This is a genomic window from Vibrio sp. 11986-1-5, from assembly GCF_963878025.1.
Taxonomy (GTDB): Bacteria; Pseudomonadota; Gammaproteobacteria; order Enterobacterales; family Vibrionaceae; genus Vibrio; species Vibrio injensis.
Genome location: NZ_CAWNVW010000011.1, coordinates 595,163 through 613,956, shown reverse-complemented (window position 1 = coordinate 613,956; position 18,794 = coordinate 595,163). Strand labels below are relative to the sequence as shown.

At 43.8% G+C, this 18,794-nt stretch carries 14 protein-coding genes and 1 CRISPR repeat array; of the genes, 4 read left to right on the top strand and 10 right to left on the bottom strand.

Translation table 11 applies throughout. The annotated features are described in order from the left end of the window. Window positions 1–123 precede the first annotated feature (123 nt). From AACS00_RS05750 to cas1f, 8 genes are all read right to left on the bottom strand, one after another. Window positions 124–621 carry a type III-B CRISPR-associated protein Cas10/Cmr2 gene (locus tag AACS00_RS05750; protein WP_110166770.1) on the bottom strand — a complete coding sequence of 166 codons (498 nt, stop codon included), beginning with the start codon at window positions 619–621 and terminating at the stop codon, window positions 124–126. A gap of 2 nt (window positions 622–623) precedes the next feature. Next, window positions 624–1,862, bottom strand: a complete 1,239-nt coding sequence (gene cmr1, locus AACS00_RS05745; RefSeq protein ID WP_110166769.1) for a type III-B CRISPR module RAMP protein Cmr1 — start codon at window positions 1,860–1,862, stop codon at window positions 624–626. Between the two features lie 222 nt (window positions 1,863–2,084). Then, a CRISPR array of direct repeats spans window positions 2,085–2,621; the repeat unit is 28 nt; unit sequence TTTCTAAGCTGCCTGTGCGGCAGTGAAC. Window positions 2,622–2,776: 155 nt separating this feature from the next. Continuing rightward, window positions 2,777–3,415, bottom strand: a complete 639-nt coding sequence (gene cas6f, locus AACS00_RS05740; protein ID WP_110166768.1) for a type I-F CRISPR-associated endoribonuclease Cas6/Csy4 — start codon at window positions 3,413–3,415, stop codon at window positions 2,777–2,779. 9 nt (window positions 3,416–3,424) lie between these two features. Further along, window positions 3,425–4,456, bottom strand: coding sequence for a type I-F CRISPR-associated protein Csy3 (csy3, locus tag AACS00_RS05735; protein WP_110166767.1), 1,032 nt, complete (start codon window positions 4,454–4,456; stop codon window positions 3,425–3,427). Window positions 4,457–4,467: 11 nt separating this feature from the next. After that, a complete protein-coding gene (csy2, locus tag AACS00_RS05730; RefSeq protein ID WP_110166766.1) occupies window positions 4,468–5,355 on the bottom strand; it encodes a type I-F CRISPR-associated protein Csy2 in 888 nt (295 codons plus the stop codon). Then, window positions 5,352–6,902 (bottom strand): type I-F CRISPR-associated protein Csy1, encoded by a 1,551-nt coding sequence (locus AACS00_RS05725; protein ID WP_258306839.1) that lies wholly within the window; start codon window positions 6,900–6,902, stop codon window positions 5,352–5,354. Before AACS00_RS05725 ends, csy2 begins: the two co-directional genes overlap by 4 nt. Then, window positions 6,902–10,270, bottom strand: coding sequence for a type I-F CRISPR-associated helicase Cas3f (cas3f, locus tag AACS00_RS05720; protein WP_110166765.1), 3,369 nt, complete (start codon window positions 10,268–10,270; stop codon window positions 6,902–6,904). The genes AACS00_RS05725 and cas3f overlap by 1 nt, the downstream gene beginning before the upstream one ends. After that, window positions 10,267–11,256 (bottom strand): type I-F CRISPR-associated endonuclease Cas1f, encoded by a 990-nt coding sequence (gene cas1f / locus AACS00_RS05715; RefSeq protein ID WP_110166764.1) that lies wholly within the window; start codon window positions 11,254–11,256, stop codon window positions 10,267–10,269. Before cas1f ends, cas3f begins: the two co-directional genes overlap by 4 nt. A gap of 329 nt (window positions 11,257–11,585) precedes the next feature. On the opposite strand from cas1f, the gene AACS00_RS05710 reads away from it, so the two are divergent. Beyond that, window positions 11,586–13,193: an ATP-binding protein gene (locus AACS00_RS05710; RefSeq protein WP_110166763.1), complete on the top strand. Its 1,608-nt coding sequence runs from the start codon at window positions 11,586–11,588 to the stop codon at window positions 13,191–13,193. Beyond that, the gene (locus AACS00_RS05705) at window positions 13,186–13,866 is read left to right on the top strand and encodes a response regulator (RefSeq protein WP_181397474.1); all 681 of its coding nucleotides are present in this window, start codon (window positions 13,186–13,188) and stop codon (window positions 13,864–13,866) included. Before AACS00_RS05710 ends, AACS00_RS05705 begins: the two co-directional genes overlap by 8 nt. Window positions 13,867–13,957: 91 nt before the next feature. Here the strand turns inward: AACS00_RS05705 and AACS00_RS05700 are convergent, their stop codons facing one another. Both AACS00_RS05700 and AACS00_RS05695 read right to left on the bottom strand, forming a co-directional pair. After that, window positions 13,958–15,283, bottom strand: a complete 1,326-nt coding sequence (locus AACS00_RS05700) for an anaerobic C4-dicarboxylate transporter (protein ID WP_110166762.1) — start codon at window positions 15,281–15,283, stop codon at window positions 13,958–13,960. A gap of 236 nt (window positions 15,284–15,519) precedes the next feature. Next, window positions 15,520–16,764 (bottom strand): 2-hydroxycarboxylate transporter family protein, encoded by a 1,245-nt coding sequence (locus tag AACS00_RS05695; RefSeq protein ID WP_258306838.1) that lies wholly within the window; start codon window positions 16,762–16,764, stop codon window positions 15,520–15,522. A gap of 364 nt (window positions 16,765–17,128) precedes the next feature. Here AACS00_RS05695 and AACS00_RS05690 point away from each other — a divergent pair, with 364 nt between their 5' ends. Both AACS00_RS05690 and AACS00_RS05685 read left to right on the top strand, forming a co-directional pair. Then, window positions 17,129–17,947 (top strand): ATP-binding cassette domain-containing protein, encoded by an 819-nt coding sequence (locus AACS00_RS05690; RefSeq protein WP_110166760.1) that lies wholly within the window; start codon window positions 17,129–17,131, stop codon window positions 17,945–17,947. Beyond that, on the top strand, window positions 17,941–18,774 hold the full coding sequence (locus AACS00_RS05685) for an ABC transporter ATP-binding protein (RefSeq protein WP_110166759.1): 834 nt from the start codon (window positions 17,941–17,943) through the stop codon (window positions 18,772–18,774). The genes AACS00_RS05690 and AACS00_RS05685 overlap by 7 nt, the downstream gene beginning before the upstream one ends. Window positions 18,775–18,794 lie beyond the last annotated feature (20 nt).

Sequence of the window (18,794 nt, the reverse complement as noted above, 5' to 3'; positions counted from 1 at the left end):
ATGGAAGTTCTGCGGCATTCTGGCTACGCAATAACGAGGAAAGACTTGCTCGTAGCTGCAACCATACTTGCTCAAAATCTATTCAGGTACGGTTGCGCTTTGGGGAAATTATGAGGGGATCCCTCAGAGCAACGTTCCCAAACGCTCCGAAGCTTTGCCATACTGATCTGCCTCAAGCTTCACCCACGCGGCATACGTATCGAGAATACCGTCTTTTTGTTGTTCAAAACGCGCCCAATCAATAGTAAAACCATCTAATTTTTTATTTCGTACAGTATCGAGAATCAGCATTAAACGCGCTTCGGCGGCCAGTTTCGCCTTCTCTACAATGTCACGAACCTGACTAATATCATCGACTTGAATTGCTGCCCGAATCACATTGGCAATATTGGCTTCTATTATCTGGCTATCTGAATCGGGATCTTGAGGCTTTAGCTCTTCATCTGGTTTATTTGGACTTGGGAAAATCAAACAACCGTTTTGTATTTGGTGTAAGTTATAAGCTACCGCTCTTGAGACTTCGGACAATAGCCACGAGCCGCACCACAAATCTTGGCTACGCCTTCCCGCCTCGATCAAACTTTGAACAGGGCCAATACTAATCGCGACTAAATACTTCATTGTTATTGTCCTTGTTTAAAATAGTCGAGGAAGGCGGAAAGAGGGTCGTTAGCTCTCCCTTTCATTGGTTTGATGTCGTTAGTGAGCCTATCTCTCTCAACTTGCTGATCTTCATCTGGCCAATGATTAACTGGATAAGTCACCTTTCTACTCTCTGACGATTTTTGTTCTAATGTTAAGGGCTGAGTTAACGCTTTTTTCCAATTAGGTAGCAGTAACGCCAGCGCTCGCCATTTTTTATTTTTATCTAAATAAGGTCGTAGAATGAGGGGGCTTGCCAAACGTTCTGAGTCTTCTGGACATAACTTCATCTCATCAGGGTCATTATTTTTCCTTGGGAATTGAAACTGTATGGGAAGGCCAAAAGCTGCCCTAGGAAAAGTCAAATTCTTCTCAAATTCCGGCATATGACGTCCATTATCATTCTTACCTGTCAAATGACGTAATTGATCGGCTTCCGGCCAAAAACTACGTCCCTCCTTACCATTACCCTTTTTATTTCGGCCGATGCTAGGTTTTTGACGAAAATTATATAGCAACTCAGTGGCGGCTTCCCAAGCTTGATCAGCCGTATCATAATGTTTCTTAATATACTCTAATTTACACCCATTGCTTGTTTGCGCATGATCAAAATCAGTTAAAGAGATAGAATCGAGCCCCTCTACATCCACCGCGCCAAAACCACGGCGAGTTTTGGCTCCAATACCTCCAAAGCTAGCCCACCACCGTAGGGCAATTTCTACATCAGGCTTAACCTCTTCGGTACTGTAAATATCTATATCAAATGGGATATTTTTTTCGTTAGATAATATCGAAGGTAATTTTGCACTAGAGCCATTAACAGAACCCAATACGTACTTAATTCCTATTGAAGGTTGACGCTTAAATTCATTAACTGTTTTTACTGAATAGTTACCTAGATCAAGTGGCTTTACTCTAATCTCCACCTGACTCGCTACAGCTGCCTTATCGCCAATCCCACCCCAAATCTCTGTCTCTCTATCAAACATCTCTTTTGGACTACTAAACGGCCCACAAGCAATGCGCCACCAAAAACGTAATTGCCCACGAATTGAGCTAGCTCGAATCGGCATGTCTTTATCGACTTCGCCCGCCTTTACCCCGCCACCGTACATAGGGGTAACAAGCGTACACTTGTATGTTCGCCACTCTTTGCTAGGTTTGCTGCTTAGCTCTGCTCGCAAATCATCCAGCAAACTTTTCTCTATTTGTCTTCGCATTCCATAGTTCCATTCGCTAAATTAACAACCAAAGGTGAGGATTTATACCCTTTAGCCAACCTTATACCGAACGTAACATTGATTAATGTAATAAAGAATCGACACTTATCAATAACCTATTGCATATCAAAAAATAAATAATTATGACAACTTTCCCAGTAACAATGAAACTGCCTGTGCGGCAGTGAACTTATTGACGTATCCGCAACCAGCCCAAGTGCTTTTCTAAGCTGCCTGTGCGGCAGTGAACTAAAGCGGTGTTTCTGTGCGGCAGTGAACACAAGGCGTTGTTTGCCTTCCTTTTCTTTGATTTTCTAAGCTGCCTGTGCGGCAGTGAACCCATGGCAGGATTTTTACTCCCTGTATTAACATTTCTAAGCTGCCTGTGCGGCAGTGAACGAAAGTGGAACAAGGAAATCACAGCTTCTGGATTTCTAAGCTGCCTGTGCGGCAGTGAACTGGTTTCTTACCTGTGGTTTCGCAAGCATTAATTTCTAAGCTGCCTGTGCGGCAGTGAACACAAACCCTGACCATATCGGGAATTATCAATTTTTCTAAGCTGCCTGTGCGGCAGTGAACATGTGGCGTAAAGCTTAGGGATGTAATCATCATTTCTAAGCTGCCTGTGCGGCAGTGAACGAAAGCGTCATTAATGAAGCAAGGGCAATTGTTTTCTAAGCTGCCTGTGCGGCAGTGAACTTGGATAAACCTACAGCGGTATATCATCTATATTTCTAAGCTGCCTGTGCGGCAGTGAACAATAGAATAAATCAATAAAAATAAGTTACAACAGTCAGTTAGGATAAAAATCATCTTTTTACCTTGTCAAAAACCACCAGTTGTAACTTATTGTATTTAAAGCTTATTTTTAAAGAGCAAAAATAAAGGGTAAAAACTACCCTTTTTCGTTCAATTTAAAAGTGCGGCACGGTAGCCAATGCTGATTGTCCATTCGCTTTGCTACTTAAACCATAGCAATCGAAGCCCCCATCTTGAGATGTGCTTTGCGGCTGCATCTCAATAAACAGCGGAAACTTGCTGTTTTTATCGGGTGAACGCTGCTTAGTTTGCTGGCTATGTAGGTAAATAAACGGCAAACGGCACAGTTCTGTGGGCTTACTTTGTTCAAGTACGGCTAAGCATTCTGCAAGCGATTGACCCGATTTAGCAGCCCATCGTGCCGCTTTTTGCTGCATATCTCGCTCTATTCGTTCGGGCGATTTCACCTGCTTGCGTAAAAAGCTGACGTAAGTTACATCGCTTGGTACGGATTTGATGCCTTTGATGTGCACATAGTCTTCTAGCCGAGTTAGCCAGCGGTGGATATCCAACTTTTCCAATGTCGCTTGCTCTTTTGCAAAGAGACGCAGCTTAGCGCCGAGCGGAAACTTTGCTTGACGATAATCAGGAAAACCGACCGCAACCAGAGATTGATTGCTACCCACTTTGTGCTCCACCAAAGCAATGTGCACTTGTTGAAAGACGTTTTGCCACAGGAAGCCTACTGCGATGTCGGCATCTGGCAATAACGTGATCTCTTGGTAGTAGTTCATCACTGCCACCTATTTGTCACTTTCGCCAAATACACCACCACGCACTAATACCGCCATAACGTAATGCTCATCTTCTTCACGAGGCAAGTTTTCACCACGCGCCCACTTATCGAAGAAGGTATAAAAATCCTGCTTGTCTTTCGGGGTACGGAACGCCTTTCCTAAATTAGTGACAGCGCCATAGGGTTCAATCGCAATGGCTCCTGCACTTTGCTCTTCAGATGCGTAATCTGGGTACCAAGTATCAATGGAACGCAGTGCGTTACCAATTTTTTGTGAATGCATCGCAGCATGCTCATTAACCGCATACAGGATTTTACTTTTCTTGGTTTTGCTGTTGCCCTTATCGAGCACTAACTCTTCACTTGGGTAAACCTCTTGGGCTTTACCGACTTTGGCATAGCAATCAATTTGCAGCATCAAATGTTCAGACTCGCTGGCTAAAGCTTTGGCAATACGTTCTGCCAAGCTATTAATATGCTGATCATTATGATCAAAATGACGTGTACTAAATTGTTTGGCATCAAAAGTCCAAGTTTGCTCCGCTCCTTTGTTAAGCGCCTTGACTTGCACTTCAATGTCTTCTGCACCAACTCGGTTGCGCCATAGAAAACGGGCATTGGCAAGGTTGCTAGCGTAGCGTTTCGCCAACTCAAAACAGCCATATTTGGCAATATACTGCGAAACCGCAGCACTGTAACTCTGTTTGAACAGCGTATTGTTACATGCCGAAGGTTGAGCAAGCCCGCCTAATACTTTGAGTGTGAAGTGCAACTTCAAAGTATCGTGATCCTGCCCCAACGCACAAGCATCCACTCGCTGTAAGTTTGCTTTTTCAACTTCCGCATTCAGCTTAGCGGGATCATTTTTCACCGCCGCTTTTAAGCGATTAGAAATCGTGCCGCGTACTGATTTTTCTTGCAGCGCTAATGGCTTTGCTTGCTCTTTGGTTTCCCACTGGCATCCAAAAAGGTAGCCATCGGATGGAACTAATTTTTTTTCAAATGCCAGAACTGAAGCTGTGTCGTTATTTTTAGCCATGAGAAATTTCCTTATTGATGTTCGTTGATAGGGTTAACTTGCTGACAAAGGTAGAGATCGTTTTCTAAATCAGTGTGGTATTGCCAAAGGATGTCATCGAGATGTTTGATTTTGTGTGCCATGACAAATTCGCCTAGCGTGACCACACTTTCGGCAAAGCGGTGCGGCACTGATGGATCGCGCTGATTTTTGGCTTCACCTAATGGCGAGATACCCTGAAAACCAGTGGCAATCGGCACAATCCAGCCACTCGTCTTGCGTTGGCTATGGCAAACAACACTTTGCTCTTCAAACTGTTCACAATGGTGGTGCACGGTGAGATAACCCAGCAGCGCATCTATTGCGTCATCACCTTGCTGCATGGCGTCAATCATTAAATCGCGGCGTTCGATTAGCACATAACCAGGCATTAATTGGCGCAGAACTCTGCCAGTATCATCCTCAGTGATCACAGATTTAACTGAGGGCTTCCCAACAGCAAGAACGTCACCTCCTGCCACTTTCATCGTCGCGATCACTGCTTGCAACTGCTGGATAAACTCTGGCTGCTGAACTTCATCCTTATTACCACTCCATTCAATGACAAGGGACACATCCAAATGACAGCGTGCTTCCTCAATAAATGCCGAGCGTGAACCATCCTTATCGAGTGGATTACCTGTACCGATAATGGAATAAACATAGTCACCTTCGCCTTTATGAGTCTGTACATCACAACGGTGGCTCACCACCGCAGCACTATGCAGCATGAGATCGGATAACCCAGATTGGCTGAGCTTGCGCTCTAAGGCGTGCACAAAACCTAACCATGCCGTCATGGCCGGAAAGCCGATAGTAAAGGGGCTTGAAAGTGCATTGGCGTTGTGAATTTTAAGATGCGGTAAAATCAATACGTTCATCGCAAGTTCTCCTTATTGCTGGCAACCACCTTTTCTATCGCCAGCAGCTCGTGGTCTGCCAATGTGACGGGACTGGCGATCACTTTGCTGCGGCTGTAATGGTTGATTAAACCGCGTGCAATGTGGCGAATGATTTTATCGAGCCACTCATCTTCCTGATGACGCTGCTCAGCAAACTCTGGATAGAGCCAGATTTTTTGCTCCAAAGGCAACGCACTCGATAATTCACCGGAATACGCTTCAAGAAACAGGCGTACTTGCCACATTTTTTCAATCACCAAATCAACGTATTGCTGAATGCGGTAGTCGCGCCCATCACGGAGATTGATGTTGTTGTAGTCGGTTTGAAAGAGTCGATGCAGCGCTTCAAGGATTTCTTTGGCTTGCCAAGCGGTAAAACTCTCTTTGAAAAAATCCGCTCTCGGCAGACGAATATCGCGAGGTGTTAACTCCGGAGGTATGGACGATAACAAATAGTAAGTCTGGTATTTATTATTTAAACCAGAAATATTTTTAGGATGATCACCACCATGCTTTGTTACCGTAAGATCCGATAACGTTTTGTAACCCAGTTCATGATAATCATTGTTCTTTCTAGCTTTCTTCCCAGAGTAAGCTTGAGGTGAACGACTGGTAATCCAATCAATTTTGGCTTTCATATTGAAGACCAAACCAGCTGGTGTTAACAGAGAAAGTTGATGGTACTGCTCAAAACCAATCGGAAAATAAACTTGTTTTACAAACCTATCAGTGTCAACAGATTGCGAATAAATGCAATCAGTAAACATATTCACAATATTCTCAAAAAACGCTCCACTAAGTCCGAATGTTTCGGCAAGCAATGCAACATTAGAATTTTTTAAGTGCTCTAAAATATAAACGTCGTTTATTTTCAAAGACAGGAATTTGTAGACCTTCAATTGAGTAGCATTGATATGCAAATCAAAAAATGTCTCCGCATTACCACTCCGAAGATAACCATCTTGAGTTTTTTTAAAATCAGTAGAATACACTCTCGGGTACTTACAAGCAGGATGACTCATTTTACAAGGGTGACTAACCACAGTGCCATGCTTGCTGTCTTGGGCAACTTTTTCGATTAATCCTGCTACAGCATCGGCTTCAAAATTAGCAATTTCATCATGAGCCATACCATCCTTAAACAAGAAATATGCTTCTAATCTTTCAGCGCAAAAACCTTTTGCAAGTTCAACTAAACCCGCTGATTCATCGCTAGAAATATCAAGTAAAGTCCACAACTCAGTCAATTTGGGATGAGAATGCTCACACATAAACTTAAAAGTAATCTCATATTTAAATGTAGTCGTGCCTTCATTAATAGAACTAATCATCAATAGACAGGCATCACACTCAGAAACTGATTTAGGCAAATAACTCTGCGGGCTATGTCTCAACACCCTATCTAAGACCTTAAAATAATCAGGTTTTGCCTTACCATTCTTGTCTGTTTTTTTAAATACTAGATCCGGCCTATTTTTTATCAGCCTGTCTAGATTTTGTTTTATTTCACACTTTTCTTTTTCCATTATTTAACCTTAACCAAGCCTAGTTGGTCGTTGTAGCTGTATTGCTGATTACCTTCACGGTAGATAAAACTGATTTCGCCATAGCGCACAGAGGTGGCGAACTCCTGCTCAGCACTAGGGCTGTATAAACTGACTAGCTCGCTGTAATCACGCTGTAGCCAGAGCTTCTGTTGCTGCATTGGTGGAAGCGGCAGGTGTTTAATATTTAACACTTCATCGATTGAAGGCATCCCCTCTTCACGCAAACAAAACTCAATGCTGCGCTCTTTTTTAACTAAGTAGATTTGCACTGTCGGTTCACTTTTACGAAAGCGCTTGAAGTATTGTGGCAGTGCAGTAAGCCACCAGTAGCCGTGAATATGACCGTGCAGATGCTCATACCAACATGACTGCGGCGAGCGACTGCGACGATTACGGTTGTATCTATCCTGACGACTAGTATTCGCTTGCTGTGGTTTGCCAATTTGATCGGTGCCAAGGGTTTTCGCGATGGCAAAGTGCTCTAAATCCGCTAAGTTGTTGCGAGGTTCTAGTACTGCTCGCTTTTGAATACGGACAATGGCATTAACCGCTTGTAGCAGCGACTTTTCATCCACCAACTCAGATAAGTCATGAGTGGCGAGCTGGGTGGCGCTGTCTGTTTCATAACCGGGATAATTAAATACTCGCTCAGCGCCGCCCCTGAAGCCTTTGACGTTGTATTGCAACAAGCCAATATTGGGCTCCTGAATCTCGCCATCGCGATGTCTGCGCACCCGACCTGCCATTTGAATAATCGAACGAAAAGATGAGGGTTCAATTACCGCCCAGTCAAAATCATGGTCACGCCCCACTTCTTCAACTGGGGTGGCAACCAAAATAAAAATCAGGTTTTTCGCTTGGCAAGTCGTTAGATGTTCACGAATCACTGGGTGAGCAAAAGCAGCGGGTAATTCTTCCGGTTTCTCTTTACGTTTGAGTACCTCATCCAAATGCTTTTCTTGCTCATGGCGCAGCAACAGAACCTGCTGGCTGTGATAAGCCATGCAGCGCACTTCGGTATCGGAGGGCCAATCACAACTGAGTAGATATTGGGTTAATTCGACACAAGGTTGAATATTGGCAACCCGAACCACACCGAACGACACCCTGGTTTGGCTTTCTGGTTCTAACGTGTTGTGGTGCTGGTGTTTGGCTAAAACCGCTTGCTTCACTGTCTCGAAGTACTGTTTTTCTAGCGGTTGATCATTCTGTTTAATGCATGGAATGATATCGGCCTTTCTCTTCGCGACCTGCTGTTTTAGCTTATCCACGCGTTTAGAAACAAAGCTTTGCTGGAACTCCTGATAGGCAGCTAAGTCCGAATCATTGCAGCCCACCATCTGAACATCAGCGCTAAATTCATCGACATAAACACAATTAACAGCGCTGACTCGATCACGGCTGGCGGCAAAGACTGTCCATCCTTGACGATAGGCATTGTATAAACCCAATGCTAAATCCGGCGGTATGGTGGCAGAGGAAATCATCACTTTGCGCCCCAGCATGGCTGCCAGATGCACTAATCGGCCAATCGCAATCAGATCATCACCGGTAAAGTCGTCAATTTCATCAATCACCAAGTCGGATGACATTAAACGTAAACAGGGCAGAATATAGCGTCCACCACGCTTGGTTTCGGTCGCGGCCATGATGTGGTCGATGGTGCACACCAGTACTGGGGCATACAGAAGTTTTCGGTCTTTTTCTTTGGTTAAAACGGTCGTGAGCTCTTCTTCAGGCAGCACACCTTGCCAATCCAGAACATCGTTTTCATCTTGAAGACTCTCCAAAGACTCAGAACCAACGTCAGCTTGTTCAGGTTCAATGTCGTCTTTTTCAACCGCCTTACCCGATTTATGCAACTCCGAAATGGCTTTAGAGCCAATCAGTACTGCTAAATCGCTCTGTTGCAGTTTGAGTCTTTCCTTATATTCGTCTCCGGTTTGCAAAGTGAGTGTGCGCAAACCAAGTGCCAAGATAAATCGTAGGCTTTCACCCTCTTCAGATAACGCCTGCATAATTTTGGCGTTAGCGATGGTTTTGCCACAGCCGGTACTGGCCATGTTCACCACAAAATAGCCTTGGCTTTTATCTTCCGTGTGTTCTCGCCACTCATTGATTTTGCGTACCGCTTTGTCTTGCCAACGGAATGCTTTAGGCGTGTTGGCCTTAGGTACAAGCTCGTAGAGCTCGGTGGCTTTGAGCGGTTCGGTTTCAAAAAACGGCAGTAACTTCACTGTGTTCACCGCGACTTTAGCAACATTCACTAAGTGCTCATCCAGCTTTTGTTTACGCGCTTTGGTGCTGGGATCGGTGTTGGCGTACAGCTCTATCGATGTCTTCCATTGATGATCATTAGGCTGTGAAGAGTAATAGTGGTCACCTAACATCAAGCACAAACGAGCATGGTGTAGAATCCCTCGCCAACTACCATCATTGATTGCCTGATCGAGTAAAGGTAGATGATGCAATAGATCCTTGGCACGACGTTTAAGTTCGGCAAGCCAAATCGAGGAATTAGAGAGCAGACCTAACGGAAATTCAAAACATTTCGGCAGCAGCGCGTTGTACTCATCAAAGCGGTTTTCATAACCCCATGCTGGGGTAATTCTGGCAAGTAAATCCGCCAGCGACGAGTTATCAACTTCTCGTTGTCTATCACACAAGTCTTTCTCTTTGGGTAGAGGCAGGCGGTGATGAGAAACGATCAGCCAAGCGATCAAAGCCGCCGCTGTCGGCAATTCAGCAAGTGCTTTCTCTTTTTGTAAAACGTTGGTGTTAAAGCAAGTTTCATCAATGCCTTTATCAATCAATGAATTTAGCCAAACCTCATCAAGACGTTCATGTGTTTGATTGGAAATCCATTGCTGAAAAAGCAAACAAGATATCCACTCATGGCGTAGCGGGTCACCTTTGTGCTTGGTTTTAATTTCTGGATTTAACTTTTCCTGAAAAAGTAAAGAGGCTTTACCCCAATCGTGCAGCAAAGCGGCCATTCCGGCTATCGCTTTAATCAGGGGTAAATATTTCCAATCATTTTCAAATTCACTGTTCAACAGGTCTTTCTCTGTACTGTTTACTGGCACATATCCTGCTGCATTAAATTTCTTCTTGTTACCCACCACCCACAACAACTGACTGCGCGAGCGAGAGCGGATCCAGTGGCAACTGACTGCGGTACTGCGACTGGCGGTTTGGCCTAGCATTTTTTTCACCGTGAGCAGCCCTTCTTCGGTGATGAGGGTTTGCCAAGTGTTATCACCAATGCGGTTGGCGAAAGCATCCAGTACGCGGCGGGTTTTCTTGAGGGCGTTTTTCTCACACTGAGAGACAAAAGTGACCATCATAAAACGCGACCCTCACTCTCTTCTTCCTCTTTGCCTTGCAGTGCAACGTGTTTCATGGTGTCAAACATGAAGTCGAGCGCTTTGTGTTCAATGAAAGATTGTAGAATTTGCTGGCGAAACTCTTGCTCGGTAGCGTTTTCTTTGGCGCAAACAAACGCCCACGGCAGCACAATCGCATCTTTGATTAAGTCGGCGACATCAAACACCAAAGCGCCACGGCGGGTTTTGCCATGCATGACGGCAAAACCGTGCGGAATACCCAACACCCACAAGCAGCTTGCCGCAAGGCCATAGGCTAAGTAGTTACCGTGATTCAAAAAGTCATTGGCTTTATCGGTGGATTTTTTGTCTGGCTGATGCTGGCGAGTAAAGCTATCTTTGCCAGTGTTATTGGCAGCGTACTTGTATAAGGCTTTGGTCAACTGCGCTTCGGTGAGCAATAAGTCGGATTGTTTGCTCGCGGCTTCAGTACGCTGATGGAAGGTTTCCAACGATTGCTTTATCACTTCATCTTGCAGATTAAATTTCTCAAGGGTTAATTCTCGGTCTGATCGCCAAACGCGCTGTAAGTAATCAATCCGCGCGTTTTGAAATTGTTTGGCGGCGGCCAAGCGTTTTTGATCATCAAACCAGAATGAGAGCCAACCTTGTAAGTATTCTGTCGGGCGATACTCGCTCTGCGGCGTAAACCATTCCACCTCGCAAGCCATGTGCAGTGGCGTACCGCCGCCACCACAAAACCCGACCAATACACCAGCCTGTGAGAGCATGCGCATAGCGGCTTGAGTAATGGAGGTGCCGTTTCCGAGCATCAAAACGGTAGTATTCGCAATCGGAATATTGAAGTAGAGATTTTCTTTATCAGCTTCGGTGAGATAAAGTACGCGGCCATCTTTTTGCATCACGCGGCAGTATTCTAGGTAATACATATTGGCGCGCTTTGAGTGCAGGATGGTTTTTAAATCGGAAGGGGATAAATCGTCCATGTTTTATTCCTTATGCATTCTCGCTGATCTCGACACTCAACGCTCACCTACAACGCCACATCATTTAACGCCAGATCAAGTGGTTTACTATCTTGATTTGGCACCTAACACCATCGTCTCACCCTAACATAAGCACACCTAAGAGGCTTTAGGCTCTGTTGCATAATGCCGAATCAATCATGCTTTTATTGCTGCCTTAATTCACATTTTCGCGAACTGCGTTCACGGATAGCTGCACATTCTGTTGCGGTTTCACGATATACTGATGATCTTATTTTTATCTTGGTTATCAGGGCTAAACGTACAGTCCATCATCGTTAGGCGGGAGCATGAAACTAAAAAGTTATTTAGCATTAACGACGATTGCGACAACGTCTTCGATTGTGATTGTCGTCACTTGTGCGATCTTCTTTCTGCTCCAGAACTCTTATACTGAGGGGCTTAAAGCTCGTGGCTTAGAGTTAGCGCGCGTTATCGCCAATGACCCAGCCGTGATTGATGCGGTTAAAGCACAAAATTTAGCTCTCCCTAATGCCTCAATTGCTGGTTATATGGAACATATCCGCGCCCAAACCGATGCTTCTTATATTGTGGTTGTGGATAAAAAGGCGATTCGGTTAAGCCACCCCGATGCAACGCGAGTCGGTCAAAAATTCATTGGTGAGGATATTTATCCGGTATTAATCCAAGGCGCTGAATACAGCAGTATTCATTCAGGAACTTTAGGTAAAGCCATTCGTAATTTCTCACCTATTTACTGGCAAGACGAAGTTATTGGTGCGGTTAGTATCGGTTATTTATCTGAGAAAACATCGGATATTTTATTGGCACAATATGGTCATCTTGGTGGCTTAATTGCTGTGGTCTATTTACTAGGCATCGGGATCAGCAGTGCGTTTGTTTTTAAAATGAAACGAACGTTTCTTGACTATGAACCGGAATTTATTATTCATAAGTTTCGTGAGCATGAAATGGTGCTAGACAGTATTCGTGATGCGATTATTGCCATAGATAACAATATGAATATTACCACCATCAATAATAGTGCGATGCAGAAGCTCTCTATGGGGGTATGTAATCGTTATGATTATTTAAACCAACCACTCTCCCGTTATTCAACACCATTAAGTCACTTGGTTTTAGCTAAACCGAGCCAATTACATCAAGGTGAATTTTTAATTGGTCAATTAAACTACAAAGTAGATATTTACCCTATTACTACTCCGAAAGGACTTAAAGGCCAAGTTATTGTCTTTTTTCCTAATCTGGAACAAAATGAACTTGAACGTGAGGTGGTTTATCTTAAAAACTATGCTCAACTCTTACGCAGTAAAACTCATGAATACTCTAATAAATTAAATGTCTTATCTGGTATGTTACAAAGTCAAAAATACCATGAGGCGATTGAATTTATCCAACAAGAAACCGATCGTTACCAGTCTATCATTCATAATATTGTTTTTTCAGTCAATGATAGTGTGGTTGCAGGTCTACTACTGGCTAAGTTTAATAAAGCTTCAGAAATTGGCGTTAAGTTTATTATTGATGAAGATACTCATTTATCAAGCTATCCGAAAAATCTTTCTGAAAAGTTTGTGACTATATTGGGCAATCTTATTGATAATGCTTTACTTGCGGCGTGGAAAAATCGGGCGAGCTGCTCTCCTTTAGTGCATATTTATCTTAGTGATCGAAGTAATCATATTATTTTTGAAATACAAGACAGTGGCACTGGAGTGAGCGAACAAATTGCCAAAAATATTCTAGAGTTTGGAGTAACAACGAAACTCGATCATGAACAAAGTGGCGTAGGCTTGTATTTGGTCAAACAATGGGTCGATAATTTTAATGGCAGTATTGACTGGGAAAGAACCGACGAGAATACCACCCTATTTAGTATTTACTTAGATAAAAATAAAGTTCTCCATTATGAATAAAACAACTGTGATGTTACTTGAAGATGATCACCGAGCTAGCTATATGCTTGAATCAGCGATTAATCAACATCCTGATTTTATCGTCGTTGCTGTCAGTGAAAGTTGTGCCGATGCTTTATTGCAATATACCGCTTTTCAACCGCAGCTGATTTTTGTCGATATTAGCCTACCAGACGGCAGTGGCATTGATGTGATTCGTCAATTACGCAAGCAACAAATAAGCTGTGATTTTATTATGACGACCGCCGAGCGTGAAACCACCACCGTACAAAAAGCCATTCAATTAGGTGTAACCGATTATTTGGTTAAGCCACTGCGAATTTCACGAGTCCATCAAGCATTAGATGATTACAAACATTACACAGCAAAATTGGCACGTACTGCCACCGTTGATCAAGGTGATATCGATGATATTCTCGGTAAATCAGCCATTAAATCATTAAGGCAAACTCCCAAAGGGATCGACGCCACGACCTTAGCATCATTGAAAACACTCCTAAAACAACCACAGTTAGCCGAATTTTCAGCGGATGAGATTGGTGAACTTATGAATGTGAGCCGAATTACTGCTCGTCGTTATCTGGAGTTTTTAGAATCAGAAGGAGTGGTTCGCTTAGCACTAAACTATAAAACGGGCGGTAGACCGCGCCGTTTGTATCATTTGGTCAAATAATTTTGCTCTCTTGAGTTCACTCATCCTTAGCCAGCTCACCACTTAATCGCTGGCATAATAAGAATGAGTGAATCATGAGTGCGCCTAATCGTTAACCATTAATGGCCATCGATAAAAAATAGCCCACGATGGTTGCGGTTGAAACACCGATAAATCCTGGCATCAAGAAGCTATGGTTTAATACATACTTGCCGATCCGAGTTGTCCCTGAGCGGTCGAAGCTTATTGCAGCGAGATCGCTTGGGTAGAACGGAAAGAAGAAATACGCGTAACAAGCTGGTAATACACCAATGATCACTTCTGCTGGGATCCCTAACGAAAAACCCAATGGCAACATAATAGTTAATACCGCCGCTTGGCTTTTTAAGAAGATAGAGACAGCAAACATCGCTATCGCAAAAGTCCATGGATGATGATTCACCACATCACGCACCATATCGATCAAAAAGGTTTTATGATAACTGATGATGGTGTCACTGAGCCAAGCAATACCAAAGATAATAATTACCGCGGTCATCCCAGCAATAAAGACATGGCTGTTGACGATTTTCGACGGCTGAATATTGGTGGTCAGTAAGATGATTGCCCCAACTGACAACATTAAAAACTGAATCGCAACCGACATATTGACGCCATTCGGTAGTAACCCTAACTCTTTACCAAACATGGCAACAAAAATGACAGAGGCAATACCCAGCATAAACACCAATAAACCTGTTTTGGCTTTTTTATCTTCACTAGAGCCCTCGGCGACTTCGGCTTCAGGATCGATAAGGCCATTACGGAATTCTTCATCTTGGCAACGTGCTTGAAACTCAGGATCTTTATCGAGATCTTTGCCTCGGTTTAAACTCCACGTACAAGCAACCAATAGACCTATCAGCGTGGCTGGTATTGTCACCATCAACACGTTGTGCAAACCAATATCTAAATTATTGTCAGCAGCAGTGGCCATGAATACCGCAGCCGCAGCGGCGATGGGACTGGCGGTGATCCCCATTTGTGATGCCACTGACGCGATCGCCATTGGTCGTTCAGGTCGAATGCCTTTTTTATACGCAACATCGTAAATCACTGGCAACAGCGGATATACCGAGTGACCTGTGCCGACTAATACCGTTAATGAATAGGTACAAAGTGGGCCGAGATAAACAATATGATTAGGGTGTTTACGCAACATTTTTTCTGCGTATTTAACCAACAATTTTAATCCACCGGTGGCTTCTAATGTCGCTGAAGCCGATACCACTGCTAAAATGATCAGCATGACGCCAATTGGCGGCGTTCCGGGAGCGACACCAAAAACAAACGCGAGAACCGAAACCCCTAAGCCACCAAGCAAACCAAACGCGATACCGCCATAACGGATACCAGTAAAAATCACTGCAAAAAGAAGCAGCATATGTAGATAGAACATGTATTTTCCTTTATCGAGGGGGCAATTAAACGCTTATCGAAACCACTAAGTTGTGACTCAACGTCACTCAGAGACTGTCATCAGTGTCGGTCAATCTAGAGCCGATACCGCGCTCAAAATACGATCACGCATAGCGATGCTTCCCGAAGTACAATCGAAGCCCAATCATACTATTGGTAATTATAGTGCTGACTATCACTAACACAACTTAACCCGTAAAGCGTTAATCGAAGGCGTCATTTTAAGAGTTCGATGATGAAGGTCGCCATGATTAGCATCAAAGCCCCACCAATGCGTGATGAAATTTGCGCGAAAGGCATAAGCTCCATCCGTTTGCTGGCCGCAAGCACCGCCACATCTCCCGTTCCACCCATGTTTGCCATGCATAAGCCGGCGGTGATCGCCGCTTCAATAGGATGAAAGCCGATTAATCGGCCCATCAACGCTGCCCCAACTACCGCACCGAGCACGGTTGACAGAACCATTAAGAAATAGACCATCGTCAATGAGGCGAGAATTTGGTTAAGATCAGTGTAAGCAACACCGATTCCGACCAGTAACGCTGGTGTTAAGTTATCCACCACAAACTTATACCAACCATGAGCGGCTTTTTCTAACTCCCGTGGAATCAACCCCATGACTTTGACCAATGCGACAAATAGGATCATTAAAGCATAAGGGTGCATGCTGATCACATCGCTCAACATCGTGCCAACGAAATACATAGTGATAGCCAGCAGTGCGCCTATCCCTAACACATTGATCGATACCGGTAACTCTTTTTCAGAAACCGCTGGTTGTTCACGACTGCCTCGAAGCAATTGTCCGTTGCCAGTTAATGACGGATATTGTTTACCCAACTTATCCAGCAGCCCTGCGATTACAATCGCTATCGCGTTACCTATCGCTAATGCAGGAACCATTTTCGACAACAGCATTTCGGCTGACATGCCTGTATTACCCGACATAATTTCAACCAAAGGTACCGCACCAGCGCCCATACCGCCGCCCATGATCGGTAAAGCAATCAACATGACAGAGGCAAAGAACCCCTCACCTAATAAACTGCCAACAATGCCCGCAAATAAAAAAGCACACCCAACACCGCCTAAGATCACTGGAATGTATTTTAGCGCCGCTTTTTTAAGAACCTGCGTGTCCATGCCAAGAATGGATCCAGTCACTAGACTGGCGATAAAAAAGGATAAAAATCCACCGCCTTTAACAAAAGTGGTCACGGTTTCGGTGGTTTCATGTGGCATTATGCCGCTATGAAAAAGGTAGGAAGAGCCAAAAATGACCACAATCGCCCCACCACCAAAGAATTGATTTACAATCGGCGTTTTATCGCCAATTAGGTTTAGGATATAACCAACCACAACCATGATGCCAATCGCACCAATGATTCCTGTTGGTAAGTTATTGGACAGAGTCGAAAAGAGTATCACAGCAGCCGATAGAGCAAAGATGATATTAATCATCCGCTTATCTTTTGAGGAGGTCATATTATTGGCTAACATATTCTACCTTTTTATAAGATTGTTAAAATTATGCCGTTATTCTAACAACCCTTCATCAATCGAATATTGAGCACCCGATTAATGTAACTATCTTTATCTTTTGTAACTTTTGTTCATGACAGTAGGAATTCCTATAACGCAGACAGACATACTGTGTTCATTAGATAGGAATGACAGCATTTCCCCCTTTTTCATCAAACGAAGATTTAACCAAAGAGCAACTCGTTGCCTATTAAATGATATAAAAATCAAATTGAAAGTTATTTATAATCATGACAAGATTGTTATGTTATAACGTATTTCAATCAATCCAAAAGTTCGTATTATGAAAAATAAGAAAAAGATTTTAGATGTCAGAAACTTAAGCTTACGCATTGATGGAACTCAACTTTTGGATAACGTTAGCTTTCAGTTATATGAGGGGGAACGCGTTGCTTTATTAGGCGCTTCGGGATCGGGGAAATCACTGACCGCTCGAGCGATCAGCGGAACTTTACCCCCTTACTGCCATATTGAGGGAGTCATTGATTTCGATGGCGATAATATCGCAAACCAACCCACTCTGGTTCGTCAAGCTCAATCACGTGTCGCGACGATATTTCAAGATAGTTTCAGTGCACTCAACCCACTGATGAGTGTCGGTAAGCAGATGATGCTCAGTACTCATCTTCGTTCACAGCATGAGCTACAAACACTAACGGATAAGATGCAATTAACCAATATACTGTCTCGTTTACCTTGTGAACTGTCTGGCGGACAACGCCAACGCTTATGTATTGCTTTTGCATTGCTAAGTGGATCAAGCCTGCTCGTCGCCGACGAACCGACTACCGCACTCGATGTCATTAATCAAAAACAGGTCATCACGTTACTTCAGCAATGTTGTGGAGAGAGCTGTAATCACGATCAACAGCTACATAGCCGTCGTCTCTCTTTACTGTTCATTACTCATGACATTAATGTCGCAGCTCAACTGTGTCAAAGAGCGATTGTGATGCAAAATGGTCGAATTATAGAAACAGGCAGCATGAATGAGTTGCTTACATCCCCCACCCATGCGTATACCCAGCAGTTGGTTCAAGCGGCAAGTAAAAATCATCTCAATGACCTTATCGTACCTGCTAGGATGGCCAGTGCATGCTAAAAAATATCGACCCGTGTGTGCATTTCCTTATGCTCAATGCCATCAATTACAGTTATCACACGACCGGTTGGAGAGCGGACAAAGCACACCCTATCATTAATCAACTGTCGCTAACTATTGGCCAACAAGAACGCATCGGCCTAGTCGGTGAATCTGGCAGTGGTAAATCGACACTATTAAAGTTAATCCTAGGCTTAGCCGCGCCCCAAGCTGGACAAATATATTGTGCTGGAACTCCTATTATCCATTCCTCTTGGCGAGTGCTAAAAAATTATCGTCGCTTAGTACAATATATCCCACAAGATCCTCATACCGCCTTGCCTCCCAGTCAAACCGTAGCAAAACTGCTCGCGGAACCGTTGAAACGATTGACCGCAGGAAAACCTTGCCAAACCGCGTTAGAAGGTGCCGTAAAACAAGTCGAGTTACCGATTAGTATTCTTTATAAGAAGGCTGGTGAACTGTCAGGTGGTCAAGCTCAGCGGATTGCATTAGCTCGTGCATTGATTATACAACCTAAATTTCTATTAGCAGACGAGCCAACAAGTGGCCTTGACCTACCATTGAAAGAGCAAATTAAGTCGTTACTGAAAAGGGTCTGTCATGAAAACCAGATGGGATTACTCGTCGTGACCCACGACATTTCGTTGGTATCGGATCTTTGTGAACGAATGTTAGTCATGCATCAAGGACAACTTATTGAAGATCGTGCGACACATGATGTGATCCTATCACCCGCACACGCTTACAGCCAAAGATTGATTGAAGCAGTACCTAGAATCAATTTCCACCCTCTCCATGATCGATCATCTTCCCACACAGTTTAATTATGTAAGGATTCACAACG

Coding starts and splice junctions, on each gene's coding strand:
- AACS00_RS05750 (WP_110166770.1), bottom strand. CDS start 621: ATGAAGTATTTAGTCGCGATTAGTATTGGCCCTGTTCAAAGTTTGATC.
- cmr1 (WP_110166769.1), bottom strand. CDS start 1,862: ATGCGAAGACAAATAGAGAAAAGTTTGCTGGATGATTTGCGAGCAGAG.
- cas6f (WP_110166768.1), bottom strand. CDS start 3,415: ATGAACTACTACCAAGAGATCACGTTATTGCCAGATGCCGACATCGCA.
- csy3 (WP_110166767.1), bottom strand. CDS start 4,456: ATGGCTAAAAATAACGACACAGCTTCAGTTCTGGCATTTGAAAAAAAA.
- csy2 (WP_110166766.1), bottom strand. CDS start 5,355: ATGAACGTATTGATTTTACCGCATCTTAAAATTCACAACGCCAATGCA.
- AACS00_RS05725 (WP_258306839.1), bottom strand. CDS start 6,902: ATGGAAAAAGAAAAGTGTGAAATAAAACAAAATCTAGACAGGCTGATA.
- cas3f (WP_110166765.1), bottom strand. CDS start 10,270: ATGATGGTCACTTTTGTCTCTCAGTGTGAGAAAAACGCCCTCAAGAAA.
- cas1f (WP_110166764.1), bottom strand. CDS start 11,256: ATGGACGATTTATCCCCTTCCGATTTAAAAACCATCCTGCACTCAAAG.
- AACS00_RS05710 (WP_110166763.1), top strand. CDS start 11,586: ATGAAACTAAAAAGTTATTTAGCATTAACGACGATTGCGACAACGTCT.
- AACS00_RS05705 (WP_181397474.1), top strand. CDS start 13,186: ATGAATAAAACAACTGTGATGTTACTTGAAGATGATCACCGAGCTAGC.
- AACS00_RS05700 (WP_110166762.1), bottom strand. CDS start 15,283: ATGTTCTATCTACATATGCTGCTTCTTTTTGCAGTGATTTTTACTGGT.
- AACS00_RS05695 (WP_258306838.1), bottom strand. CDS start 16,764: ATGATTAATATCATCTTTGCTCTATCGGCTGCTGTGATACTCTTTTCG.
- AACS00_RS05690 (WP_110166760.1), top strand. CDS start 17,129: ATGAAAAATAAGAAAAAGATTTTAGATGTCAGAAACTTAAGCTTACGC.
- AACS00_RS05685 (WP_110166759.1), top strand. CDS start 17,941: ATGCTAAAAAATATCGACCCGTGTGTGCATTTCCTTATGCTCAATGCC.